Below are 25,910 nucleotides of genomic sequence, written 5' to 3'. Positions count from 1 at the left end.
GACTATAATTAGCTGAAAGTGTATCCGAAGGGGTTCGCTTCACTTTTTTGCACCAAACCGAAAGGAGAAAGATAATGAAAAGAACATCGAAAATGATTGCGGCTGCTCTGGGCGCGACCATGCTCCTCGGCTCAGTCGGATTTGCCGCTGTGAGCGCGGCTGAAACAGAGCCTGACGCAAGCGTCGGCGCTTTGGTTGCCGCCGGCGAAGAAGTATCCGCACTCAACACGCCGAAGATTACCCGTACTCAGAACATCGACGGCGGCGTGCGCATCTACTGGGACGCTGTTGAAGGCGCTGAGGCTTACCGCGTATTCTATCTCGGCAGAAGCGGTTGGAAGGGAATGGGCAACACCACAGAAACCTCCTTTGTTGACGACGACGTCAACTCAGGCTCCACCTACACCTACACCGTGCGCTGCGTAAAGAAGGACGGCAGCGAGTTTACCAGCGACTACGACAAGGAAGGCTTCAAGGCGACCTACATCGCAAAGCCCAAGCTCAAGTACGCCGAGAGCGTATACGGCGGCGTTGAGATCGGCTGGGAGGCTCCCAAGGGCGCGACCAAGTACCGCGTATTCTACAAGGGCGCGAGCGGCTGGAGACGCATGGGCGACACCACCGAAACCACCTTCCTCGACGACGTTGTAACCTCCGGCAAGACCTATCAGTACACCGTCCGCTGCATTTCAGACGACGGCGAGGAGTATGTAAGCTCCTTTGACGACGCGGGAATCTTCGGCACCTATTATGCCGCTCCCGTGATTAAGAGCGCCGAGAGCATCGACGGCGGCGTTAAGCTGAGCTGGGACGCTGTTCCGGGCGTTTACAAGTACAGGGTTTACTACAAGGGCAGAAACGGCTGGACACGCTTCGGCGAGACAACAGGCACAAGCTTTGTTGACGACGACGTAAACTCCGGCTCCACCTACACCTACACGATCCGCGGTCTCAACAGCGACGACGACTTCATCACCGGCTACAACAAGGAAGGCTGGAAGGGTACCTACATCGCTGTTCCCCAGATCAGCGGCTTCACAAACACTCTCGACGGCGCGCAGCTCACATGGGCTCCCGTCAAGGGCGCGACCAAGTACCGCGTATTCTACAAGGACGGCAACAGCTGGGTAGGTATCAACAACACCACCGACACCACCTTCGTTGACACGGAAGTTGAATCCGGCAAGGAAAGAACCTACACCGTCCGCTGCGTTGACAACAGCGGCAACTACGTCAGCGACTACAGCCGCACAGGCTGGACAAATACTTACGTAGGCACTCCCTACATCTACCGCTACACCACCGACGCCGACACCAACGTAACCATCTACTGGTCAAAGTGCGACGGCGCGGCGGCTTACAGAGTATTCTACTACTCGGGCGGCACCTGGAAGGGTCTCGGCAACACTTCCTCCACTGAATTCAAGATCAAGCAGAATCCCGCCGCGACCGTTTACACCGTCCGCGCTCTGGACAAGAACGGCAGCTTTGCGAGCGACTACGACCACGTTGGCGTTACCGTAAGACGCGACGGCTATGCTCAGGACATAGACACCTACGTTCCGCGCTTCCTCTCAAGCAAGATCAGCGAGAATCACAACATCGCCCTGACCTGGGACGCTATTCCCGGCGCGGCGCTGTACAACATCTACCTCGAAACCGCTGACGGCGGTCTCAAGAAGATCGGCGAGTCCGAGGAGCGTTCCTGCACCATCACCAAGTCCACCCTCGGCACCAACCTCGCAGGCAAGACCTTCACCTTCCGCCTCAGAGCGGTTGACAGAAAGGGCAAGTTCATCTCGCAGTACAGCCCCAGCGGCTATGACGTAACATATCCCGAGGCTCTCAACATCGTCGGCAAGTTCACCACCACCGCCAAGGACGCTGTGAACGTAAGCTGGAAGGCTGTTGAGAAGGCTGAGACCTACAAGATCTATATGTATCACAACTACAGCCTTGACCGTGAGATCGAGACCTCCAAGCTCAGCTACAATATCCGCCTTGAGAAGCCCGAGGATTACTACGCGTTCGAGGTTCAGGCGTACGACAAGGAAGGCAACATCATCGCCATTCCCGGCAACGCCTTTGAGGTCAACCCCTAAGCAACGTCTGAAACAATAACAATTACAATATGGCAGGTTCCGACGGAGCCTGCCATGTTTTTTGTCCTGTGATTTATACAAAAATTATAAATGCTGTTGACTTTATTTAAGGAATGTGCTAGAATTTTGTCAGAGAATGTAATGTGATATTGCATTAACATTAAATTATAAGGAGGATTCATCATGGGCAAATTCGTAGTCAAGACTACCGCCAACGGAGGCTTCAAGTTTGATCTGAAGGCAGGCAACGGCGAGATCATCGCTTCCTCTCAGATTTACAAGTCAGAGAAATCCTGCAACGCGGGCATTGAGAGCGTAAGAAACAACTGCACCGCCGAGGTTGAGGATCAGACCGTTGAGAACTTCGAGGTCAAGAAACACCCGAAGTACGAGATGTACACCGACAAGGCTGGCGAGATCCGCTTCCGTCTCAAGGCGAAGAACGGCGAGATCATCGCCACTTCCGAGGGCTACAAGAAGAAGGCTTCCGCCCTCAACGGCATCGAGAGCATTAAGAAGAACGCTCCCGACGCGAATGTCGTTAAACTCGAAGCGTAAGCAATCTATAATTTAAAAAGACGAGGGGGCTGTCACCGCTGACAGTCCCCTTTTTCCATCTTTTCATATACCTGTTTTTCGTCTGATGACTTGGGCTTTTTCATAAAGCTGAACACCACCGCCAGACACGCGGAGAGGATCGCGGGCTGGAGAATGTTCTTCACAAACTCAAAGGTAAAAGCCGTATGAGTTATGAACGTCTTGTCAAACAGGACGTAGAGGTTGAAAAACACAATCGACGCCGCAATAAAACCGGCAATCTTCAACGCCTTAACCGCCATACGGTCACCTTCCTTCAAAACGCTATCTTTTCATATCTATACCATAACGCCCAAATGTGACAGAAATATGACAAAACAAAGAAAACAGGTTGAAAATTGTAACTTTTACAGCATCTTTCCGCTGTACCTCACCCTCGGCAGTCGCTCAAAATCGTAGTCTGCGAGGTCGTCCGGCGAAATACTCGCGCGGCTGCCCTCGTGCACCATCAGATTCGAGTCATCTCCGAGCTGCACCACAACCACAGGCTTGCCGGTTCCGTAGGCGTAGCCGCACTCCCAGGCGGTACCGCTGTCGCTGTAGGCTCCGCGGTAGAGCATCACAACGCAGTCGCAAAGGTCGATGTTCTCCCTGTCCATCTCAAAGGTCTCGCGCGACCAGCGCTCAGGCTCGGCATTCTTATCCGTGCGAACCTCGTGGAGTCTAGGGCTGAACACCTCAAATCCGCGCCCCATAAGTATCTTCTCGGCGCGGGTAACATCGGCAAGCTCTTCTTCGTTGAAAAACGGAGATGCGAGATAGATTTTCATACCGCCACCTCGATCCTGCCGCCTGCCGAGAGGTAACTGAGCCTCGGCATAAACCGCTTCATATATTCATACTGCTCAACGCCCGTGCAGTGGCAGGTGTAGTAGTCGGTATCATAGGACGCGAGGGTCTGACCCAATGCTTTGAGCCTTGCGCCGGGCTGCAGCTTGTTGAAGTGAAAGCCGCCGACGAGCACGTCGGGCTTGAACCAGTCAACGATATTTATTATTCCCTTGTGCGAGCAGCCGCTGATAAGCACGCGCCTGCCGTTCTCCTCAATCAGAAGGTAGTGCTCGTGGCGGAAGTCGTCGGGAATCAGCCTGCCGCTGTGTTCTGCGTTAAGTCCGAAGGAGCCGAGGTCGAGCTTCTTTTCGCGCTCGTTGCAGGAATACAAGGTCATATCATCAGCGATTTTTGTAACGCCGTCGGTGAAAACAAGTCTGTCGCTGTCCATGAGAGAAGTGTCGAGCCCGATGTATCTCTCGCCGTTGAAGTGCGGCTCAAAGGCGTAGCGGCTCAGAAATACGGGAGCCTTGCTGTTTATCTCCAGAAATCGTTCAAGACCGCCGCCGTGGTCGTAGTGTCCGTGAGAGAGGACGCATATGTCAACGTCCCTGAGGTCGATGTTCAGGCGCGATGCGTTGTCCGCGAACAGAGCGGTCTGACCCGTATCAAAAAGCAGGGCGCGTCCGTTCACCTCGATAAAAAGGCTCAGTCCGTGCTCGACGGGCAGTCCGAAGGCGCTCGTGTTCTCGGTCAGTGCGGTAATTTTCATAAAAATCACTCCTTGAATAATCCGATTGTATCACAAAGGAGTAATTTTGACAAGATACGGGAAAAACTTTCAAAAACGCTTTTACTTTCGCGCGGGATAGGCTATAATAGGTGTGTAATCTTTCAGAACAAGGGGCATAATATGGAAGAGCTGGTTAGATTTGACGGCGGAGAGCTGGAATACTTCTCCTTCGGCAGCGGTGAGAGGACGTTCGTGATTCTCCCGGGGCTGGGTACCAGGAGCATACTGTTCTCGCGCATGATGATTTCTGCGGCATACAAACGCTTCTGCGACGACTTTACGGTATACGTCTTTGACCGCCGCAGGAACCTTCCGCCGACTTACACAGTCCGCGAGATGGCGCATGACACAGCGGCGGCAATGAGAGCGCTCGGTCTGAGAAACGCCGATATCTTCGGAGCCTCGCTCGGAGGAATGACGGCGCAGTTCATCGCGATAGATTCGCCCGAGCTGGTGCGGAGTCTGGTGCTCGGTTCGACCGCGCCGAGGGTGAACAAAAGACTGCTCGAGGTCTCGGAAAAGTGGTCTGCGGCTGCCGACAGCGGCGACCTTGCAGCGCTTACGGAGAGCTTTCTCAAGCTGCTTTACTGCGACGCGACGATCGAAAAATACGGCGACCTGCTCGCTCACATGAACGACGGTCTGACCGACGAGGAGCTGCGGAGGTTCTCGGTTCAGGCGAGGGCTATCTCGGACTTCGACGCGTACAGCGAGCTGGATAAAATCAAATGCCCGACGCTCGTTCTGGGCGTTGAGGGCGACAAGGTCGTCACGGCTGACGCGTCGCGCGAAATCGCAGACAGGCTCGGGTGTGAGCTGTACCTCTACCCCGACAGCTACGGCCACTGTGTTTTTGACGAGGCTCCCGATTACAAGGACAGAATACTTAATTTTTTATACAAACACTGATTGACTAATGAGAGGTGATTGAGTTATGAACGAATTTTACTACAAGGACGCGCTGAAGCTCGGTCAGAAGGAAGCGCGGGCACGCACGTTTAAGGGACAATCGCCGTGTCTGCCCGTACTCGAGGATTTTGTGTCCTCGGCTATGATAAACACTGGCATCGATCTCGGACTGGTTCAGATTCCCGCCGAGCTTATCGTCGGCACAAAAACCCGCGGCAGGGTCAACGCCTTCGCGCCTAACTTCATGCCCGTTCTCGACGAAACGACAGAGTTCGCCGACAAGTGGGAGCATCTGTGTCAGGCTCACGTGACCGAGGGTATCCGCGATCCGATCAAGGCTTATGAATACATGAACCGCTTCTATGTCGAGGAGGGCAACAAGCGCGTCAGCGTGCTCAAGTTCTTTGACGCGGTCAACATCGTCGGCCACGTTATCCGCATCATGCCCACAGGCAGCGGCGACGAGGTCGATCTGTACAACGAGTTCCTCGACTTCTACAAGCTGACAAAGATCAACTTCCTCGAGTTCACCAAGAAGGGCAGCTACGCCCTGCTGCAGAAGGCTCTCGGCAAAGCAGTCGGCGAGGATTGGACTGAGGACGAGATCAGCCGCTTCACCGGCACCTACTACTACTTCAAGAAGGCATATATCCAGAACGGCGGCGAGAAGCTGCAGTCCACCGTCGGCGACGCGATGCTCAGCTACATCATGGTTTACGGCTACCACGAGCTCAAGGCGTCAGACCCCGCCGACATCAAGAAGAACCTGAGCAAGATGTGGCAGGAGGTCGAACTTCACGCCGAGGAGGAGCCGATTGAGGTCAAGACCGAGCCTGCCGAGGAGAAGAAAAAGGGCGTTATCTCAAAGATGATCTCCGCCGCGACCACTCCCTCCGTGCTCAGCGTCGCCTTCATTCACGACGGCACTCCCGAGCGCTCTGGCTGGATACACGACCATGAGAAGGGCAGAAAGTACGTCGAGCGCATCTTTGAGGATAAGATCGTCACCACTCCCTACTACAACGCAATGGAAAACGACGCGCTCAAGGTCATTGAGCTGGCGATCGAGGACGGCGCTGAGCTGATCTTCACCACCTCCCCGAGACTGGCTCAGGCGAGCCTCCGTGCTGCGGTTGAGCACCCCGAAATCAGCATCATGAACTGCTCGCTCAACAAGTCGCACCGCTACATCTCGTCCTATTACACCAGAATGTACGAGGCGAAGTTCATTCTCGGTGCGATAGCGGGCTCGCTCACGAAGAGCGACAAGCTGGGCTACGTCTGCGACTACCCGATCTACGGTCAGATCGCCGCGATCAACGCCTTTGCCCTCGGCGCTCAGATGGCAAACCCGCGCGCTAAGGTATACCTCGAGTGGTCGGCTGTCGACGGCGCAAGAGCCGCGGCTATGAAGCTCGTCGAGCAGGGCATTCACTATATCTCATCACAGGACACCGCGCGCTTCCGCGAGGACGACCGCGAAATCTACGGTCTGTCCTACATCAACGGCGAACGCTCGGAGCTTATCGCCAACCCCGTCTGGAAATGGGGCGTTTACTACGAGCAGATCCTCCGCCGCTTCCTCAACAAGACCATGCAAGAGGAGTATCAGGAGAGCAACAAGGCGCTAAACTACTACTGGGGTATGTCCGCAGGAGTTGTCGACGTTGTTTACGCGCCCAAAATGGAGCGCGCCTCCAAACGCTTCGCGGATTTCCTGCGCGACGGAATCATTCAGAACGTCTGCACCCCCTTCCTCACTCCGCTGACAAAGCAGAACGGCGAGATTATCGGCGCGGGTCAGAAATCGCTCGCTCTCGACCAGATCATCAGCATGGACTACCTCGTCGAGAACGTGATCGGCACGATCCCGCAGTACGGCGACCTCAACGAGATGGGCAAGGCAACCGTTGACATCGCGGGCGTTGAACCCGCTCAGGAAGCCGCCGACGACACCCGGGAAGCTGCACAAGGCGGTGAGGCTCAGGAAACGGAGGCGGTTGAGTCATGAGGATTCTTGCCGTTTCCGACATAGAGTCAAAGTCGCTGTACGACTTTTTCTCACCCGATAAGGTCGAGGGCGTTGAGCTCATCATCGGCTGCGGAGACCTCAGAGAGGAATATCTGGAGTTTCTGGTGACGATGATGAACGTCCCTCTGCTCTACATACACGGAAACCACGACGACCACTTCAAGCGCGAGCCCGAGGGCTGCGTCTGTATCGACGACAAGTTCTACGAGTACAAGGGTATCCGCTTTGTCGGACTGGGCGGCTCGTTCCGCTACAGAGACGGTCAGTACATGTACACCGAGCGCGAGATGAAAAGGCGGATTTTCAGGCTCTGGCCTAAAATCCACTTCCACAAGGGCTTTGACGTACTCGTCACCCACTGTCCCGCGCGGCACCTGAACGACTTTGACACCATCACCCACCGCGGCTTTGACTGCTTCAACAAGCTGCTCGAGAAGTACAGGCCAAAGCTGTTCATGCACGGTCACATTCACCGCAACTACGGCGCGAGGATTCAGCAGAAGTCCGAGCATGACGGCACCCTCGTGATCAACGCGTCCGACTACTGCATATTTGATATCGATTTATAATACATACAACAAAGGCTCCGCAAACGCGGAGCCTTTAATTATATCAGCTGTTGGTCGAACTCGTACAGCGCCTCGTTGATCTCAAAGCGGTTGTAGTTGCCGCGGCTGATGAAGTATTCGATTATTATGTCAAACTTGCTGCTGTGCGAGAGCGCGAAGCCTGCCTTCATGAGCAGCTTCTTCGTTTCCTCAAGACTCAGCTCAAGCGCCACAGCAAGCGCTACAGCCGTCTGGCGGCTCGGCTTGTAGAGGCGGTTTCCGCGCAGCTTCGAGAACAGCTTGCGGTCGATCTCAGCCTTCTTGTAGCACTGTGCGTCGGTCATTCCGCGCTCGTCGATCTTGCGCAGAACCATCTCGGAAAAACTCTCGTCCATTCCGCTGAGAGCGTCGCTCAGGCTGATTGACGCCGCGCCCGGCATCTGCGCGTCGCTCAGGCTGATTGACGCCGCACCCGGCATCTGCGCGGAATTCAGGGCATGTGATCCGCCCGCCTTGGGCGCGCTTGTTCTCTCACTTTCAAACCGCTGCGACGGCTGCGGAGAGAAGTCCGCGGGTTCGTCGGCGGCTGCCGCTTCTTCGGGAAGATTAAGACGGCTGTCGATGTACTGCTTTAGCTCTGTCAGCGTCGCGGGCTCAAGCCTCGGGATTCGCTGACGGCGGAATTTCGGGAACATATGATCACCTTTATTGCAAAAACGCCCGCGGAAATCCGCGGGCGTTATGATTTAGATTACGTTTGTCTCGTCAAAGGACTCGTCTGCCGCTTCGGCAGTGTTCTCGAGCTGAACCTTGGAGTAACGCGGCATGCCTGTTCCCGCGGGAATGAGCTTACCAATGATTACGTTCTCCTTGAGGCCTACGAGCGGATCCGCCTTACCCTTGATGGCAGCCTCGGTGAGTACACGGGTGGTCTCCTGGAAGGAAGCCGCGGACATGAAGCTGTCGGTTGCGAGCGCCGCCTTGGTGATACCGAGGAGCAGCTGGGTGAAGGTAGCCTCTCTGAGGCCTTCCTCGCCTGCCGCAACGCGCTTCTTGATCTGCTCGTTCTCGTAGAGCACGTCGTTCTTGTCGTAGGTCTGACCCGAGAGGAATCCCGTGTCGCCCGCGTCGTCGACTCTGACCTTGCGCATCATCTGACGTACGATGACCTCGATGTGCTTGTCGTTGATCTCAACACCCTGCAGGCGGTATGTCATCTGTACCTCGGAAATGAGGTAGTTCATAACAGCCTCGGGGCCGAGAATGTCGAGAATGTCGTGGGGGTTGACAGCACCGTCGGTGATCTTGTCACCCTTGCGGATCTGGTCGCCCTCCATGACCTTTACGCGGAAGCCGAAGGGAATCAGATAGGTTCTCTCGTCGCCTGTTTCCTTGTTGTAGATAACGGCGTGACGCGCGTTCTTGATCTCCTCGAAACGCACCTCACCGTCGATCTCACTGATGATCGCGAGGCTCTTGGGACGTCTCGCCTCAAAGAGCTCCTCAACACGCGGAAGACCCTGTGTGATATCCTCGCCGCCCGCGACGCCGCCTGTATGGAAGGTACGCATGGTAAGCTGTGTACCGGGCTCGCCGATGGACTGGGCCGCGATGATACCTACAGCCTCACCGACTGTTACGGGCATGCGGTTCGCGAGGTTCGCGCCGTAGCACTTGCGGCATGCGCCGTGCTTTGCGCGGCAGGACAGTACGGAACGGATCTTGATGCTCTTGACGCCGGACTCAACGATGATGTCAGCCTCGCTGTCGCCCATCATTACGTCCTTGGAAACGAGTACGTTGCCGTTGGAATCGCAGAAGTCGTCGAGCAGGTATCTGCCGAGCAGACGCTCACGGAGAGGCTCGATGACGTTGGAGCCGCTCGCGACGATGTCGAAGATCTCGACGCCTTCGGTGGTGCCGCAGTCCTCGTCGCGGATAATAACCTCCTGCGATACGTCGACAAGACGGCGGGTCAGGTAACCCGAGTCGGCGGTACGGAGCGCGGTATCGGCAAGACCCTTACGCGCACCACGCGAGGAGATGAAGTATTCGAGAATGTTAAGGCCTTCACGGTAGTTGGCTCGGATAGGAATTTCGATCGTCTTACCGGAGGTATTCGCGATAAGTCCGCGCATACCGGCGAGCTGACGGATCTGGCTCATACTACCACGCGCACCTGAATCCGCCATCATGAAGATGGGGTTGTAGCGGTCGAGGTTGCCCTGCAGCTTGTTGGTTACGTCCTCGGTAGCCTGGTTCCAGATCTTGAGGATCTCCTCGTAACGCTCCTCATCGGAACGCAGACCGAGCATGTATTCCTCGCGGATCTCGTCGACTTCCTTCTCGGCGGCGGCGATGATTTCCTTCTTCTCGGGCGGGATAACCGCGTCGCATACCGCAACGGTGATAGCGCCCTTGGTGGAGTACTTGTAGCCCTGCGCCTTGATGTCGTCGAGGAGCATGCTTGTGCGTGCGGTGCCGTGCTTCTTGATGCATGCGTCGATGATCTTCTTGAGTCCGCTCTTGCCGACCAAGAAATCGACCTCAAATTTGAACAGGTTCTCGGGATTGCTTCTGTCTACAAAGCCCAGATCCTGCGGAATGGGATTGTTGAAAATAATCTTGCCGATCGTGGTATCCACGATGCCGGTCCTGATCTCGCCGTCGATCTCAAGCTCGCGGCGAACCTTGATTTTGGAGTGAAGCTCGATGACGCCTGTCTGGTACGCCATCATGACCTCGTCGACGTTGCGGAATACCTTGCCTTCGCCGCGCTCGCCGTCCTTGTCGAGGGTGAGGTAGTAGGAACCGAGGATCATATCCTGAGTCGGAACCGCTACGGGCTGACCGTCGGAGGGCTTGAGCAGGTTGCCTGCCGCGAGCATGAGGAAGCGCGCCTCAGCCTGAGCCTCTGCGGAAAGCGGTACGTGAACCGCCATCTGGTCGCCGTCGAAGTCAGCGTTGAACGCGGTACATACCAGCGGATGGAGCTTGATGGCTCTGCCCTCTACGAGCACCGGCTCGAACGCCTGGATACCCAGACGGTGAAGGGTTGGCGCACGGTTGAGCATTACGGGGTGACCCTTGATTACGACCTCGAGAGCGTCCCAGACGTTCTCCTTGGCTCTCTCGACCGCCTTGCGCGCGGACTTGATGTTCTGCTCTGCCTTTGTCTCAACGAGGCGCTTCATTACGAAGGGCTTGAACAGCTCGAGAGCCATCTCCTTGGGCAGGCCGCACTGATAGATCTTCAGCTCAGGGCCTACGACGATAACCGAACGACCCGAGTAGTCGACACGCTTACCGAGAAGGTTCTGACGGAAGCGTCCCTGCTTACCCTTGAGCATATCGGAGAGCGACTTGAGCGCGCGGTTGTTCGGGCCCGTTACGGGTCTGCCGCGTCTGCCGTTGTCGATAAGTGCGTCTACGGACTCCTGGAGCATGCGCTTCTCGTTGCGGATAATGATCTCGGGAGCGTTGAGCTCGAGGAGCTTCTTAAGACGGTTGTTTCTGTTGATAACACGACGGTAGAGGTCGTTGAGGTCGGAGGTCGCGAAGCGGCCGCCGTCGAGCTGTACCATCGGGCGGATATCGGGCGGAATTACCGGAACTACGTCGAGGATCATCCACTCGGGACGGTTGCCCGAAATGCGGAAGCTCTCCACTACGTCGAGTCTTTTGAGAATGCGGACTCTCTTCTGTCCCGTCACGCCCTCGAGCTCCTCGTGGAGCTCAGCCGAGAGCTTTTCGAGGTCGATCTCGGCGAGGAGCTTCTGAATGGACTCAGCGCCCATTCCGGCCTCGAAGTCGTCCTCGTATTTCTCGCGCATATCGTTGTACTCGCTCTCGGAGAGCACCTGATACTTGGCGAGGTCGCGGCAGTCGCCGGGATCCGTTACGATGTACTGCGAGAAGTAGAGCACGTTCTCGAGCACCTTCGGGGAAATGTCAAGCATAAGGGCGATACGCGAGGGTGTGCCCTTGAAATACCAGATGTGAGATACGGGCGCGGCAAGCTCGATGTGACCCATGCGCTCGCGTCTTACCTTGGAACGGGTGACCTCAACGCCGCAGCGGTCGCAGATCTTACCCTTGAAGCGGATTCTCTTGTACTTACCGCAGTGGCACTCCCAGTCCTTTGTCGGGCCGAAGATCCTCTCGCAGAACAGACCCTCTCTCTCGGGCTTGAGTGTGCGGTAGTTGATGGTTTCGGGCTTGGTTACCTCGCCGTATGACCACTCTCTGATTTGATCAGGGGAAGCAAGTCCGATTTTAATTGAATCAAAAACGTTGTTGTCTATCATTTATTCTGCCTCCCTATTAAAGCTCGTCTGTGCCGAAGTCGTCGAAGTCAAAGTAGCCGTCGTCGTCAGACTCCTCGTCGGCAAGAGAATCGTCAAACATGTTGCCTTCTTCTCCGCCCTCGTCGAGGGTGTAGCCGTCCATGGAGGTCATAACGCTGTCCTCGTCGAACTCGGTACCCGCCGCGTCGGCGATGTCCTCGTCCTCCTCGAACTTCTGCTTGATGTCGATTTCCTCACCCTGCTCGTCGAGCACTCTTACGTCGAGCGACAGCGACTGAAGCTCCTTGATGAGTACGCGGAAGGACTCGGGGATTCCCGGAGCGGGGATATTCTGACCCTTGACGATAGCCTCGTAGGTCTTGACACGTCCGACAACGTCGTCCGACTTGACCGTGAGGATCTCCTGCAGGGTGTAAGCCGCGCCGTAAGCCTCGAGCGCCCAAACTTCCATCTCACCGAAGCGCTGTCCGCCGAACTGCGCCTTACCGCCGAGAGGCTGCTGGGTAACGAGGGAGTAGGGACCTGTTGAACGCGCGTGGATCTTTTCGTCAACGAGGTGATGGAGCTTGAGGTAGTACATGTATCCGACGGTTACGGGGTTATCGAATGGCTCGCCCGTTCTGCCGTCGATGAGGGTGGTCTTGCCGTCCTCACTGTAGCCCGCGTCCTTGAGCGCCTCGAAGATATCGCCTTCGTGAGCGCCGTCGAATACGGGAGTCATAATCTTCCAGCCGAGCGCCTTTGCGGCGTAGCCGAGGTGAACCTCGAGAACCTGACCGATGTTCATACGGGAAGGTACGCCGAGGGGGTTGAGTACGATGTCGAGCGGAGTACCGTCGGGCAGGAAGGGCATATCCTCAACGGGGAGAATACGCGAAACGACGCCCTTGTTTCCGTGGCGACCCGCCATCTTGTCGCCGACGCTGATCTTGCGCTTGAGCGCGAGGTAAACTCTTACTACCTCTTTTACGCCGGGCTGCAGCTCGTTGCGGCTGTCGGAACGGGTGAATACCTTTACGTCGACAACAGTACCCTGTTCGCCGTGGGGTACGCGGAGGGAGGTATCTCTGACCTCTCTCGCCTTTTCGCCGAAGATTGCGCGGAGCAGTCTTTCCTCGGCGGTGAGCTCTGTTTCGCCCTTGGGAGTTACCTTACCTACGAGGATATCGCCAGCCTTTACCTCTGAGCCGATCTGGATAATACCGTTCTCGTCGAGGTACTTGAGCACGTCGTCGCCGACGTTGGGGATATCGCGTGTGATCTCCTCGGGTCCGAGCTTTGTGTCGCGCGCCTCGGTGTCGTACTCCTCAATGTGGATAGAGGTGTAAACGTCGTCGCGGACGATCTTCTCGTTGAGGAGAACCGCGTCCTCGTAGTTGTAGCCTTCCCAGGTCATGAAGCCGATGAGGGCGTTCTTGCCGAGGGCGATTTCGCCGTTTTCGGTGGCGGGACCGTCGGCAAGCACGTCGCCTGCCTTTACTCTCTGTCCTCTCTCAACGATCGGGCGCTGGTTGAAGCAGGTGCCCTGGTTGGAGCGGAGGAACTTGATAACTTCGTAATCCTTGACATTGCCGTCGTCGTACTGAACGCGGATATTTCTCGCGTCGACGCTCATGACGATACCGTCGCCCTCAGCGAGAATGCAGACGCCCGAGTCGGTGCCTGCCTTGTACTCCATGCCGGTGCCGACGATAGGAGCCTCCGAGCGGAGAAGCGGAACAGCCTGACGCTGCATGTTCGCGCCCATCAGAGCACGGTTCGCGTCGTCGTTTTCAAGGAAGGGGATCATAGCCGTAGCGACGGATACAACCATCTTAGGAGAAACGTCCATGTAGTCAAAGCGCGCCGCGGGAAGCTCGACGAATTCGTCGCGGTAACGGCCTACGACCTTGGAATGTACGAATCTGCCGTTCTCGTCGAGCGGCTCGTTCGCCTGCGCTACGTAGTAGTTATCCTCAACGTCCGCGGTCATGTAGACGACCTCTTCGGTGACAATGCCGGTTTCCTTGTCGATCTTGCGGAAGGGAGCCTCGACAAAGCCGTACTTGTTGATCTTCGCAAAGGACGCGAGGTAGGAGATCAGACCGATGTTGGGTCCTTCAGGGGTCTCGATAGGACACATGCGGCCGTAGTGGGTGTAGTGAACGTCACGAACCTCGAAGCTCGCTCTGTCTCGCGAGAGACCGCCGGGGCCGAGTGCCGAAAGACGGCGCTTGTGGGTCAGCTCGGCGAGCGGGTTTGTCTGGTCCATGAACTGTGACAGCGGCGAGGATCCGAAGAATTCCTTGATTGCCGCGGTTACGGGACGGATATTGATAAGTGAGTTGGGTGAGAGATTCTCCATGTCCTGTGACTGGGTTGTCATTCTCTCGCGGACAACTCTCTCGAGTCTTGAGAAGCCGATGCGGAACTGGTTCTGAAGCAGCTCGCCTACGCAGCGGATACGGCGGTTGCCGAGGTTATCGATGTCGTCGGTGTTGCCGACGCCGTGGGCAACGCAGTTGAGGTAGTTGATGGTCGCGAAGATGTCCTCAACGGTGATGTAGTTGGGCACGAGTTCATTTACGCGCTCGCGGAGCATGCTCTTGAGTTCGTCCTCGTTCTGAGCAGCGTCGAGTATCTCGCAGAGAACGTCGAAACGGACGTTTTCCTTTACGCCGCACTCCTCCTCAGCGTCGAAGTCAACGTAGCAGCCGATATCTACCATGCCGTTGGAGATGACCTTGACGGTCTCGCCCTCGGCGTTCTTTACATAAGCGACGGTAACGCCCGCGTTCTCGATCTCGAGAGCCTTCGCCTTGCTGAGCTTCTCATCTCTGAGAGCGAGCACCTCGCCTGTGCGGGGATTAGCGAGCGGCTCCGCGAGGACATTGCCCTCGAGGCGGTTGGCGATGCCGAGCTTCTTGTTGTATTTATATCTGCCGACGCGCGACATATCGTAGCGGTTCTCGTCGAAAAACAGATTGTTGACATGTGTCTGGGCGCTCTCGACCGTGGGAGGCTCCGACGGACGCAGCTTCTTGTAGACCTCGATAAGACCCTCTTCTGTGTTGTGAGCCTGATCCTTCTCGATGGTCGCCTTGATCCTCTCGTCGTCGCCGAAGTAGTCGAGGATCTCAGCGTCGGTGCCGAGGCCGAGCGCTCTGATAAAGGAGGTGACGGGCAGCTTTCTGTTCTTGTCTATGCGGACATAAAATACGTCGTTGATGTCGGTCTCGTACTCGAGCCACGCGCCGCGGTTAGGGATAACGGTGGTCGAATAGAGCTTCTTACCTGTTTTGTCGTGATCCATCTTGTAGTACACGCCCGGCGAACGGACGAGCTGTGATACGATGACGCGCTCCGCGCCGTTGATCACGAAGGTGCCGCTGGGAGTCATCAGCGGGAAGTCACCCATGAATACGTTGCTTTCTTTGATTTCGCCTGTCGATTTATTGAGCAGACGCGCGGTAACTCTGAGCGCGGCGGAGAACGTCGCGTCACGCACCTTACATTCGATGACACTGTAGTTGGGATGGTCGACATCGAGCTTATAGTCAATAAAGTCGAGCACAAGGTTGTCCTGGTAATCGGTGATACCCGAGACGTCCCTGAATACCTCCTTGAGACCTTCCTCAAGGAACCACTTGTAGGAAGCCTTCTGAACCTCGATAAGGTTCGGCATATCGATTACTTCATCAATTTTACCGAAGCTCATGCGCTCGGTATTGCCCAGCTTTACGGGTTTGACATTAACCATATGCGTATCCACACTCCTTCTTTTTTTCTCGTCACAACGGGGCCTTGAAATCACTGAAATGACCGCCCGAAAAAAGATACGAAAAGTCACTTGACAGAATGGATTTTTTGTGATAATATCCCCTTGTTAAAAGGTTTTTTTCAGAAAAAATCCGTGCCTTTCGGTACATAACCCCATTATGGTACATTTTACTATTTTACTCTCCCAAAGGGTAGTTGTCAAGTAGTTTTGACGAATTTCCAATAAAATTTTAACACTTTTTTAATTGTTAATGCTCTGTGAGAATAATTTGCTCGCGGAGTTTATTTTTTTGCCCAAAAGATACGCCCGACGACGTGTATGGAAATATTGCTCTCCTGAAAGGTACGAATTTACCCCCGCCTGCCGAACTGTCAGCCGCCAAGGGGTCTGAGCGATTGACAAACAGCCGTGAAAAGGGTAAAATATATCATTAGAAAAGGCGCGCGCCGCCAAAGGAGAATTTTATGCCCGTATATAAAATCGCCGAGCTTCCTATCCTTATTGACCCCGTCACAAAGCAGACCGAAAAACGCCTGCAGCCATTCCTCTGCGACAGTGCGGAGTACGAGTTTGACGCGTCGGTCAGCAGGGAGGAGATCGAGGCTTATATAGAAATATCAAAAACGCCCTGTCTGCCCTATCTCGCCGAGGACGCGCTCGTGCTGACCAAAATCAGCCGCGAAGTGCTCAGCGGCTACAACGGCTGCTTCTTCCACTCCTCGAGCCTCGAGCTTGACGGAGAGGGCTACCTCTTCACCGCTCTGAGCGGCACGGGAAAGTCAACCCACACCGCGAACTGGCGCAGATATTTCGGCGACAGGGTCACGATGATAAACGACGACAAGCCGCTTATCCGCAAGATCCACGATAAATACTACGTATGCTCGACGCCGTGGATGGGCAAGTCGGACATCGGCTGCAACATGGTTTCGCCGATAAAGGCGGTCTACGTGCTCAAGCGCGGAGAGGAAAACATAGCCGGGATCACCACACCCGCAAAGCAGATACGCCAGCTCATGGAGGCGACGCTTTTGCCTGATAATAAGGAAAACATGGTCAAGCTGCTGACGCTGTTTGACGATTTGTTTTTGCACGTAAAGCTTATCGAGCTGTACTGCACGCCCGACGTTGACAGCGCAAGGGTCGCTTATGAGGCGGCTCAGGATTAATTTGTAAAGGAGAATTTCATGCTTCCTCCCGTAGTAACAGTTGACAATATGCGCCGCAGCGACGCCGAAACAATCGCTAAGCGCGTTTCCTCAGCGGAGCTCATGCGCCGAGCCGCGCAGGGAATATATAACTCAGTTAAATTCGTCGGCAGGGTCGCGATAGTCTGCGGCTCGGGCAACAACGGCGGCGACGGATATGCCCTCGCGTGTATCCTGCTGCAAAACGGCATCACACCGACCGTTTTCCGCCTGAGCGACAAGTTCTCGACCGACGGACTATACTACTACCGCACCGCTATGGGTATGGGCTGCGAGGAAGGAAATATCAATATTCCCGCGCCCTTTGAGGGCTATGACATCGTCGTCGACTGCATTCTCGGCACCGGCTTCAAGGGCGAGGTAAGGGACGACATCAGGCTCGCGATCGAAGCGATAAACGCCTGCAGCGCCTTTGTTATCTCCGCCGACATCAACAGCGGAATCAACAGCGACACGGGAGTTGCCCAGATTGCCGTGAACTCCGACCTGACGGTTTCGATCGGTGCGTACAAAACCGGAATGTTCCTCGGCGACGCGCCGTATTATATAGATAAGCTGGTGAACGTCGACATCGGCATCGAGCTGATCGACGACCCCTACCGCCTGATCGACTTCGAGCAGCTTCACCTCTTTGAGGGCTACAACTCCGAGGTCTACACCATGGAGGAGTTCCTCGAAAAGACGGGCGCGACTCCCGAAACGCTCGACGCGGGCGGCTTTGTCCTCGAAATGACAAAAGCTCAGCGCAAAACCATCGTAGTAAAGACCGAACACACCGCCGTAGTCGGCGACCTCAACTACGTCTACTTCGCGGCGGACTATATTCATAATTAAGGAGCTGCTATGCGTAACTTTTTCGAGAAGTTCATGATGTTCATGCAGGGCAGGTACGGCATGGACTCACTGAACGGCTTTATCCTCGTGCTGTCGTTCGTTATCTGGACGGTCAACATCTTTGTTTTCAACCGTCTGGCTCACTATATTATAATGGTGGTTCAGCTTCTGCTCGTCGCGCTGTTTATCTTCCGCATGCTCTCGCGCAACGTCACAATGCGCTCCGCCGAGAACCGCAGATTTCAGAAGGTGTATGAACCCGTCAAAAATTGGGTACAATTAACATACAAGCGCATTCGCGACCGCAAGGACTACCGCTACCTCAAATGCCCCGTCTGCAAGGCGCAGCTGCGCGTGAAAAATATCAAGGGCAGACACAACGTCCGCTGCCCGAAATGCAGAAGCGAGTTTGAGAAGAAGATATGACCACGGCGGTGCCTGCCTCAAAAACACTTGACTTTTGACATTTCTGTGATATACTGATATTACTAAAAGAAGGCTGAGCCTTTGGAAAGGAAGGAACATATGGCTGACGAGATCCTGATGGAAGAGATGGAGAACGAAGCTCCGCTGATTACCCTCGAGGACGAGGAAGGCAATGAAATGGAGTTCGAGTTTCTCGACATCGTTGAATATGAGGGCGAGGAGTACATCGTTCTGATTGAAAACAACGAGGACGCCGACGAGGTCGTTATCCTCAAAATCAACCCGATCGACGACGAAACCGAGGAGTACCTCAGCATTGAGGACGAGGAACTTTTGGACAAGCTGTTCGATATTTTTAAGAAAAAATACGAAGGCGACATTAAATTTGAGTAAACTGACAGCGACGCTTCTGCGCCGCTGTTTTATTTTAACATATTGGAGGTATTTATGAGAAAAATTCTTGTTACGGGCGGAACCAACTTTGTCAGCCGCTTCACGGCGGAGTATTTCGTCAAAAACGGCGACGAGGTCTATGTGCTCAACCGCGGAAGCCGCGAACAGGTCGACGGCGTCAAGCTCATTCAAGCTGACCGCTTCAACCTCACCGACGAGCTGAAAGACATTCACTTCGACGCGGTGCTCGACATCTGCGCCTACTCGGGCGGCCACGTGAACGCTCTGCTCGACGCCCTCGGAGAGTTCGACGACTTCATTCTCATCAGCTCGAGCGCTGTATACCCCGAGACGAACCCTCAGCCCTTCACTGAGGAACAGGAGCTCGGCGCGAACTCTGTCTGGGGCGACTACGGCACAAACAAGATCGCCGCCGAGAACGCTCTGCGCGAGCGCGTGCCCGGGGCGTATATCCTCCGCCCGCCATACCTCTACGGCAAGTACGAAACCATATACAGAGCTCCGTTCGTCTTTGACTGCGCGCTTTCGGACAGGCGCTTCTATATCCCCGAAGCTGACCGCTGGCTGCAGTTTTTCAACGTCCGCGACCTCTGCCGCTTTATGGATATCCTACTGACAGAGCACCCCGGGAACCGCGTTTTCAACGTCGGCAACCCCGAGATGACCTCGGTCAAGGAGTGGGCTGAGCTGTGTTACAAAGCGGCGGACAGGGAGCCCGTGCTCGTGCGCGTCGACGACAACTTCACCGTCCGCGACTACTTCCCCTTCCACCCCTACCACTACTACCTCGACGTCACGAAGCAGCAGGCGCTTATGCCCGAGCTTACGCCGCTCGACGAGGGTATCAAAGAGGAATTTGACTGGTATGTTGAGGAAAAGCCCGAGATGTACCACAGGGATTATCTCGGCTTTATCGACAGAGAATTTTCAGCGGACGAAAAGTAAGTTGACGGAAAACGCAGGCCTGCCGCTGCCGGCTAATAAATATACATGACAAAACCTGACAATTTTACTATTAAGTCGCATGGGCTGGAAACAAAATTAGGCAAACTAATTCTTGCAATCAGCGCATAAATACTGTATAATAGGAGTAATTATGAAATTTGGGAATGGAGGTTTGTAAATGGATAAAAAAACAGTTGATCTGTCCCTTCTCGACGGCGTTCTCGCCGAGTACGCTTCCGTCAAGGGCAGCCTGATTACCATTTTGCAAAACACACAGGATATTTACGGCTATCTGCCCCGCGAGGCTATTGAGCTGATTTCGGAGAAAACAGGCATCGCCACCTCCGAGATCATGGGCGTAGGTACCTTCTACACACAGTTCAGATTCGAGCCCGTCGGCAAGTATCTGATCATGCTCTGTCAGGGCACCGCCTGCCATGTCAACTCCTCCGAGCTGATTCTGCAGACAATCAAGGACGAGCTCGGCATCGAGGACGGCCAGACCACTGAGGACGGCCTGTTCTCGCTCAAGTGCGTAGCTTGTCTGGGCTGCTGCTCACTCTCCCCCGTTATGATGATCAACGAGGATACATACGGCAGCCTCACACCCGACAAAACAAAGAAAATCCTCAAGGAGTTAAGGGAGGCGGCACAGCAGTGAGAATCGTAATCGGACAGGGCTCCTGCGGTATCGCCGCGGGCGCCGAAAAGGTAAGAAAGGCGCTTTTAGCCGCCAACGTAAATCCCGCCGACGTGTCCATCACGGGCTGTATCGGCATGTGCTACCTCGAGCCCATCGTTGACATCTACGACGATGACAACAACCTCACAAGGCTCGTAAAGGTCAGCGAAAACGACGCTGCCGCTATCGCTTCCTTCGTTGAGAGCGGCGACGTAAAGGCTGTCGAAAACCTCGTTGTTACCGAGGAGGACAGCGAATTCCTCTCCAAGCAGACACGAATCGCGCTGCGCAATTGCGGCGTTATCAACCCCGAGCAGATCGACGCCTACACAAACGCGGGCGGTTATACCGCTCTGAAAAAGGCTCTCTGCGAGCTCAGCCCCGAAGAAGTCATCGAGATCATCAAGACCTCGGGTCTCGCGGGCAGAGGCGGCGCAGGTTTCCCGACATGGTTCAAGTGGAACGCCGCACGTCAGAGCGCGGGCGACGAGAAATACCTCATCTGTAACGCCGACGAGGGCGATCCCGGCGCGTTCATGGACAGAGCGGTAATCGAGTCCGACCCCCACAACCTCATCGAGGGCATGCTCATCGGCGCTTACGCTATCGGCGCGAAGCACGCTGTAGTATACGTCCGCGCCGAGTATCCTCTCGCGATCAAGCGCCTCAAGAACGCTATCGCTCAGGCTAAGGACAAGGGCATCATCGGCGAGAACATCTTCGGCACCGGCTTCTCATGTGACTTCACCATCAAGGCGGGCGCGGGCGCGTTCGTATGCGGTGAGGAGACCGCTCTTATCGAGAGCCTCGAGGGGCACAGAGGTATGCCCAGACTCAAGCCTCCGTTCCCGGCACAGTCGGGCTTCTGGAGAAAGCCTTCAAATATCAACAACGTCGAGACCTTCGCTAACGTAGCGTGGATCATCAACAACGGCGGCGAGGCGTTCGCGGCTATGGGTACCGAGGGCTCAAAGGGCACCAAGGTATTCGCCGTTACAGGTAAGGTAAAGCGCTCTGGTCTTGTTGAGATCCCGATGGGCAAGACGCTGCGCGACGTTATCTTCGACATCGGCGGCGGCATGAAGACCGACAAGCCCTTCAAGGCTGTCCAGATGGGCGGTCCTTCCGGCGGCTGTATCCCGTCAGACCTCATCGACACCGTTATCGACTACAAGGCTCTCGGTGCGACAGGCGCTATCATGGGCTCCGGCGGTATGGTCGTCATGGACGAGAGCACCTGCATGGTCGGCATGGCTAAGTTCTTCCTCGACTTCACAGCCAAGGAGAGCTGCGGAAAGTGCATTCACTGCCGTATCGGCACAAAGCGCATGCTCGAGATGCTCGAGAGAATCACCAAGGGCGAGGGCAAGGAAGGCGACATCGAGCTGCTCGAGGAGCTGTGCTACTCCATCAAGGACGGCGCGCTCTGCGGTCTCGGTCAGACTGCTCCCAACCCCGTTCTCACAACTATCAAATACTTCAGGGACGAGTACGAAGCCCACATCAAGGACAAGAAGTGTCCCGCGGGCGAGTGCAGCGACCTGATCGAATACAGGATCATCGCCGACAAGTGCAAGGGCTGTACGCTCTGCGCGAGAAACTGCCCCGTAAACGCTATTTCGGGCACAGTCAAGAATCCCCATGTTATTAACACCGAAAAGTGCATCAAGTGCGGCAAGTGCTACAGCTCCTGCCGTTTCGGCGCAATCGTTAAGGAATAAGGAGGGGTATGAACATGGTAAATTTAACAATTAACGGCAAGGCGGTTCAGGCTCCCGAGGGCTCAACCATTCTGGAAGCTGCCCGTCTTGCGGATATCTACATTCCGACCCTCTGCTATGACGAGGCTGTCGAGGTTTACGGCGCGTGCGGTCTGTGCGTCGTTGAGGCTCAGGGAATCCCGAAGCTTCTCCGTTCCTGCTCCGCTAAGGTAAGCGAGGGCATGGTCGTCAACACAGAAAGCGAGCGCGTTGTCCAGTCCAGAAAGATCGCCATGGAGCTGCTCATGTCCGCCCACGACGGCGACTGCGTTGCTCCCTGCCAGCTCAACTGCCCTGCTAAGACTGACTGTCAGGGCTATGTCGGTCTGATCGCAAACGGTGAATACGACGCGGCTATCAAGCTCATCAAGAATAAAATCCCGCTTCCGGCATCCATCGGACGCGTTTGTCCGCACCCCTGCGAGAAGGCGTGCAGAAGAAAGAACGTCGAGGAGCCTATCAACATAGCTCAGCTCAAGGCGTTCGCTGCTGACATGGACCTCAAGTCCGACAGCTATGTACCCGAGTGCAAGCCCGCCTCAGGCAAGACCGTTGCGGTAATCGGCGGCGGCCCCGCGGGTCTTACAGCGGCTTACTACCTCACCATCATGGGTCACAGCGTAACCGTTTATGACATGATGGACAAGATGGGCGGTATGCTCCGCTACGGCATTCCCCAGTACAGACTTCCCAAGGAGGTTCTCGACAAGGAGATCGCCATCATCGAGAAGGCGGGTGTCAAGCTCGTCAACAACGTAAAGCTCGGCCGTGACTTCACCATCAAATCACTCAAGGAGCAGAACGACGCGGTCATCGTTGCAGTCGGCGCTTGGAAGTCAAGCTCTATGCGCACTCCCGGCGAGGATCTTGAGGGCGTATACGGCGGTATCGACTTCCTCAGAGCCGTTATCAAGGGCAACGCTCCCGAGATCGGCGAGAAGGTAGCTATCTGCGGCGGCGGCAACACCGCTATGGACGCCTGCCGTACCGCTGTCCGTCTCGGCGCGAAAGAGGTTTACGTTATCTACAGAAGAACACGCAACGAGATGCCTGCCGACAAGCTCGAGATTGACGAGGCTGAGGAAGAGGGCGTAACCTACAAGTTCCTCACCAACCCGCTCTCCTTCAACGGCGAGAACGGCAAGCTCAAGTCAGTTACCCTCCAGCTTATGGAGCTCGGCGAGCCTGACGCTTCGGGCAGACGCAAGCCTGTTCCGATCGAGGGCAAGACCGAGGAAATCGAGCTCGACAGCGTTATCCTCGCTATCGGCCAGAAGCTCGTCGCCGAGGACGTTTCGGAGCTTACTCTCAACAACCGCGGCAGCATCGAGGCTGACCCCGACTTCTTCACCACAGACATCGAAGGCGTATTCGCTATCGGCGACGCCACAAACAGAGGCGCGTCCATCGCTATCGAGGCTATCGGCGAGGCTGACCGCTGCGCAAGAGCAGTTGACGCGTTCCTCAACGGTCAGGCGCTCGACACACGCGTTCCCTACATCAGCAAGCGCGACGAGAGCACTATCGACTACTCCGACCGCGAGCAGAAGAGCAGACTCAACCCGAAGGTGCTCGCTCCCGAGGTGAGAAACAAGAACTTCGACGAGGTTTCGCTCGGCTTCACCGAGGAGCAAGCTCAGGAAGAAGCAAAGCGCTGCCTGGAGTGCGGCTGCCGCGAGTACTTCAAGTGCAAGCTGCTCAAGGTCGCTCAGCGCTACGACATCATGCCCGAGCGCTTCAAGGGCGTTATGCCCCAGAAGTACACCCACGACGAGAATGCCTTCATCGAGAGAAACACAGCGAAGTGTATTCTCTGCGGTCTGTGCGTGCGTTCCTGCCGCGAGGTCATGAACCTCTCCTCTATCGGACTGCTCGGACGCGGCTTTACCACCGACGTATCCCCCGCGTTCTCGCTGCCGCTTGACCGGACGAACTGCAACAACTGCGGTCTGTGCGTTCAGCTCTGTCCCACAGGCTCGCTCACAGAGAAGTTCGCTCTCGACAAGCAGGTTCCGCTCGACGAGGAGTACACCGAGGAGTTTGTCGACATCGACGGCAAGCAGGCTTCGGTCAAGGTATCGCGCTATAACGGCAAGGTACTCAGAGTTATTCCCAACGACGAGATCTCGCGCAACAGCGGTCTTACCCGTGACGAGCTCATGGCGAAGGTTGTAAAATAAATTATAAAAAATTCCGCCTTATCTCAGGATAGGGCGGATTTTTTAATTGAAAATGAAAAATTGAAAATTAAGGGCGGGACACCCGCACCCGAAAAAAAACGGCAGGAGAAATCCTGCCGTTTTGCTTTATACAGTTTACTTTCTCTCGCCCTTGCCGTTGGTGATGAACTTGAAGTCCTTGCCGGGGAAGATCGCGTTGAGCGCGATACCCGCGATTGAAGCAACCGCAAGAGGTGAAAGTGTGATCTGAGCGCTGCCGATCGGGAAGCTGACGGTGTTTGCACCGAGACCGAGAGCACATACGAGGATAACCGCCGCTACGATAAGGTTGCGGCTCTTTGTGAAGTCGACCTTGTTCTCGACAACGTTGCGCACGCCGATAGCGGAAATCATTCCGTAGAGCACGAAGGAGATACCGCCGATGATGCAGCTCGGGATCGAGCCGATGAGCGCCGCGACGATCGGGAAGAACGAGATGGTGCAGGCGAAAATCGCCGCGATGCGGATTACTCTCGGGTCATAGACCTTTGTCAGCGCGAGCACGCCGGTGTTCTCGCCGTAGGTTGTGTTTGCAGGGCCGCCGAAGAGCGAAGCGAGAGTTGTCGCGAGACCGTCGCCGATGAGGGTGCGGTGCAGACCGGGATCCTGAATGTAATTCCTGCCGACGGTTGAGCCGATCGCGCTGATGTCGCCGATGTGCTCCATCATTGTCGCGAGTGAAATCGGCACGATAGCGATGATCGAGGACGCGATAACGGCGCCGTTAGACCAGTCGATACCGCCGAAGGTGGTCTTGTTCCAGATAACGGGAATACCGATAAGACCCTGCTCGCCGAAGATCTGGCCGTTCGCGATGTTATTAACAACAGTCTGAACGCCCGAAAAGTCGAAAATCGGGAGATACGAGGTGACGTTGCCTGCATCGTCGAGAACCGAACCGCCCGAGAAGAGCCACGGCATTGTCTGAATGAGATCGGGATTCGCCTGAGATATGAAGTAGAGCACCAGACCGACGGCGTAGGAAATCAGAAGTCCGAGAATGATCGGAACTATCTTGAGCATTCCCTTGCCCCAGATGTTGAACACGATGATGACCGCGAGGGCTACGATCGCGAGGAACCAGTTGGTGGTGCAGTTCGAGACCGCCGAGGGTGCCAGACCCAGACCGATAGCGATAATGATCGGGCCTGTTACTACGGGCGGGAAGAACTTCATTACTCTATGTACGCCGATTGCGCGGATAATGCCCGCGAGAATGAAGTAAACAAGTCCCGCGCAGGCTACGCCCAGACATGCGTAGGGCAGCATCGTGTTCGGGTCTGCGCCTTCGGGAGCGAGCGCCTTTACCGCGGCGTAACCGCCGAGGAACGCGAAGGACGAACCGAGGAACGCGGGAACCTTGAACTTTGTGATGAAGTGGAAGAGCAGGGTGCCGAGACCAGCCATGAGAAGGGTTGTTAAAACGTCAAGACCTGTAATCATCGGCACAAGGATCGTCGCGCCGAACATGGCGAACATATGCTGAATGCCGAGTACGACCATTTTAGGCTTTCCGAGTTTACGGGCGTCATAAATAGCTTGTTTGTCCATTTTTCTAAAAACCCCTTTACCGTAAATAAGGCAGCCCTGCAAAAGCAAGACT

The 25,910-nt window shown here is 55.5% G+C and carries 19 protein-coding genes and 1 pseudogene; 13 read left to right on the top strand and 7 right to left on the bottom strand.

Going from position 1 to position 25,910, the window contains the following annotated elements; translation table 11 throughout:
* Nucleotides 1-74 precede the first annotated feature (74 nt).
* Both AB1I49_RS01585 and AB1I49_RS01580 read left to right on the top strand, forming a co-directional pair.
* Entirely contained in the window at nt 75-2,102 is a 2,028-nt protein-coding gene (locus AB1I49_RS01585; RefSeq protein ID WP_316617320.1) for a fibronectin type III domain-containing protein, read from the top strand.
* Between the two features lie 183 nt (nt 2,103-2,285).
* The gene (locus AB1I49_RS01580) at nt 2,286-2,660 is read left to right on the top strand and encodes a YegP family protein (RefSeq protein ID WP_316609907.1); all 375 of its coding nucleotides are present in this window, start codon (nt 2,286-2,288) and stop codon (nt 2,658-2,660) included.
* 32 nt (nt 2,661-2,692) lie between these two features.
* On the opposite strand, the gene AB1I49_RS01575 is transcribed toward AB1I49_RS01580, so the two are convergent.
* The 3 genes from AB1I49_RS01575 to AB1I49_RS01565 all read right to left on the bottom strand — a co-directional run bounded on the left by AB1I49_RS01575 (nt 2,693) and on the right by AB1I49_RS01565 (nt 4,242).
* Nucleotides 2,693-2,941: a hypothetical protein gene (locus AB1I49_RS01575; RefSeq protein WP_316611694.1), complete on the bottom strand. Its 249-nt coding sequence runs from the start codon at nt 2,939-2,941 to the stop codon at nt 2,693-2,695.
* Nucleotides 2,942-3,046: 105 nt separating this feature from the next.
* On the bottom strand, nt 3,047-3,469 hold the full coding sequence (locus AB1I49_RS01570) for a nucleoside 2-deoxyribosyltransferase (protein WP_407721223.1): 423 nt from the start codon (nt 3,467-3,469) through the stop codon (nt 3,047-3,049).
* Nucleotides 3,466-4,242 (bottom strand): MBL fold metallo-hydrolase, encoded by a 777-nt coding sequence (locus AB1I49_RS01565; RefSeq protein ID WP_407721222.1) that lies wholly within the window; start codon nt 4,240-4,242, stop codon nt 3,466-3,468. Before AB1I49_RS01565 ends, AB1I49_RS01570 begins: the two co-directional genes overlap by 4 nt.
* 141 nt (nt 4,243-4,383) lie before the next feature.
* Here AB1I49_RS01565 and AB1I49_RS01560 point away from each other — a divergent pair, with 141 nt between their 5' ends.
* The 3 genes from AB1I49_RS01560 to AB1I49_RS01550 are packed head-to-tail and all read left to right on the top strand — an operon-like array spanning nt 4,384 to nt 7,773.
* Nucleotides 4,384-5,172, top strand: a complete 789-nt coding sequence (locus tag AB1I49_RS01560) for an alpha/beta fold hydrolase (protein WP_407721221.1) — start codon at nt 4,384-4,386, stop codon at nt 5,170-5,172.
* A 25-nt stretch (nt 5,173-5,197) separates the two neighbouring features.
* Nucleotides 5,198-7,183, top strand: coding sequence for a BMP family ABC transporter substrate-binding protein (locus AB1I49_RS01555; RefSeq protein WP_407721220.1), 1,986 nt, complete (start codon nt 5,198-5,200; stop codon nt 7,181-7,183).
* The gene (locus tag AB1I49_RS01550; protein WP_316611698.1) at nt 7,180-7,773 is read left to right on the top strand and encodes a metallophosphoesterase family protein; all 594 of its coding nucleotides are present in this window, start codon (nt 7,180-7,182) and stop codon (nt 7,771-7,773) included. The genes AB1I49_RS01555 and AB1I49_RS01550 overlap by 4 nt, the downstream gene beginning before the upstream one ends.
* A 38-nt stretch (nt 7,774-7,811) precedes the next feature.
* Here AB1I49_RS01550 and AB1I49_RS01545 read toward each other — a convergent pair.
* The 3 genes and pseudogenes from AB1I49_RS01545 to rpoB all read right to left on the bottom strand — a co-directional run.
* Nucleotides 7,812-8,168: pseudogene (locus AB1I49_RS01545) on the bottom strand (RNase III inhibitor); the annotation flags it as partial.
* 330 nt (nt 8,169-8,498) lie between these two features.
* Nucleotides 8,499-12,059 (bottom strand): DNA-directed RNA polymerase subunit beta', encoded by a 3,561-nt coding sequence (rpoC, locus tag AB1I49_RS01540; protein WP_407721219.1) that lies wholly within the window; start codon nt 12,057-12,059, stop codon nt 8,499-8,501.
* Nucleotides 12,060-12,075: 16 nt separating this feature from the next.
* Nucleotides 12,076-15,798 (bottom strand): DNA-directed RNA polymerase subunit beta, encoded by a 3,723-nt coding sequence (rpoB, locus tag AB1I49_RS01535; protein WP_316609391.1) that lies wholly within the window; start codon nt 15,796-15,798, stop codon nt 12,076-12,078.
* A 485-nt stretch (nt 15,799-16,283) separates the two neighbouring features.
* Here rpoB and AB1I49_RS01530 point away from each other — a divergent pair, with 485 nt between their 5' ends.
* From AB1I49_RS01530 to AB1I49_RS01495, 8 genes are all read left to right on the top strand, one after another.
* Nucleotides 16,284-16,988, top strand: coding sequence for a hypothetical protein (locus AB1I49_RS01530; protein ID WP_316611641.1), 705 nt, complete (start codon nt 16,284-16,286; stop codon nt 16,986-16,988).
* Between the two features lie 18 nt (nt 16,989-17,006).
* Nucleotides 17,007-17,861, top strand: coding sequence for an NAD(P)H-hydrate epimerase (locus tag AB1I49_RS01525; RefSeq protein WP_407721218.1), 855 nt, complete (start codon nt 17,007-17,009; stop codon nt 17,859-17,861).
* A gap of 9 nt (nt 17,862-17,870) precedes the next feature.
* Nucleotides 17,871-18,287, top strand: a complete 417-nt coding sequence (locus AB1I49_RS01520) for a TFIIB-type zinc ribbon-containing protein (RefSeq protein WP_316609394.1) — start codon at nt 17,871-17,873, stop codon at nt 18,285-18,287.
* 99 nt (nt 18,288-18,386) lie between these two features.
* A complete protein-coding gene (locus AB1I49_RS01515; protein ID WP_316609395.1) occupies nt 18,387-18,680 on the top strand; it encodes a DUF1292 domain-containing protein in 294 nt (97 codons plus the stop codon).
* A gap of 54 nt (nt 18,681-18,734) precedes the next feature.
* Nucleotides 18,735-19,646, top strand: coding sequence for an NAD-dependent epimerase/dehydratase family protein (locus AB1I49_RS01510; protein WP_407721217.1), 912 nt, complete (start codon nt 18,735-18,737; stop codon nt 19,644-19,646).
* Nucleotides 19,647-19,824: 178 nt separating this feature from the next.
* A complete protein-coding gene (gene nuoE / locus AB1I49_RS01505; RefSeq protein WP_316609397.1) occupies nt 19,825-20,307 on the top strand; it encodes an NADH-quinone oxidoreductase subunit NuoE in 483 nt (160 codons plus the stop codon).
* A complete protein-coding gene (locus tag AB1I49_RS01500; RefSeq protein WP_201428507.1) occupies nt 20,304-22,049 on the top strand; it encodes an NADH-ubiquinone oxidoreductase-F iron-sulfur binding region domain-containing protein in 1,746 nt (581 codons plus the stop codon). The genes nuoE and AB1I49_RS01500 overlap by 4 nt, the downstream gene beginning before the upstream one ends.
* Nucleotides 22,050-22,063: 14 nt before the next feature.
* The gene (locus AB1I49_RS01495) at nt 22,064-24,268 is read left to right on the top strand and encodes an FAD-dependent oxidoreductase (protein ID WP_407721216.1); all 2,205 of its coding nucleotides are present in this window, start codon (nt 22,064-22,066) and stop codon (nt 24,266-24,268) included.
* Between the two features lie 135 nt (nt 24,269-24,403).
* On the opposite strand, the gene AB1I49_RS01490 is transcribed toward AB1I49_RS01495, so the two are convergent.
* On the bottom strand, nt 24,404-25,858 hold the full coding sequence (locus AB1I49_RS01490; protein WP_201428505.1) for a uracil-xanthine permease family protein: 1,455 nt from the start codon (nt 25,856-25,858) through the stop codon (nt 24,404-24,406).
* Nucleotides 25,859-25,910: the final 52 nt, after the last annotated feature.

It is taken from the genome of Ruminococcus sp. NATIVEDY160, from assembly GCF_045819885.1.
GTDB lineage: Bacteria > Bacillota > Clostridia > Oscillospirales > Acutalibacteraceae > Ruminococcoides.
The sequence above is the reverse complement of the archived record's forward strand: the minus strand, read 5'-3'. Positions and strand labels throughout refer to the sequence as shown.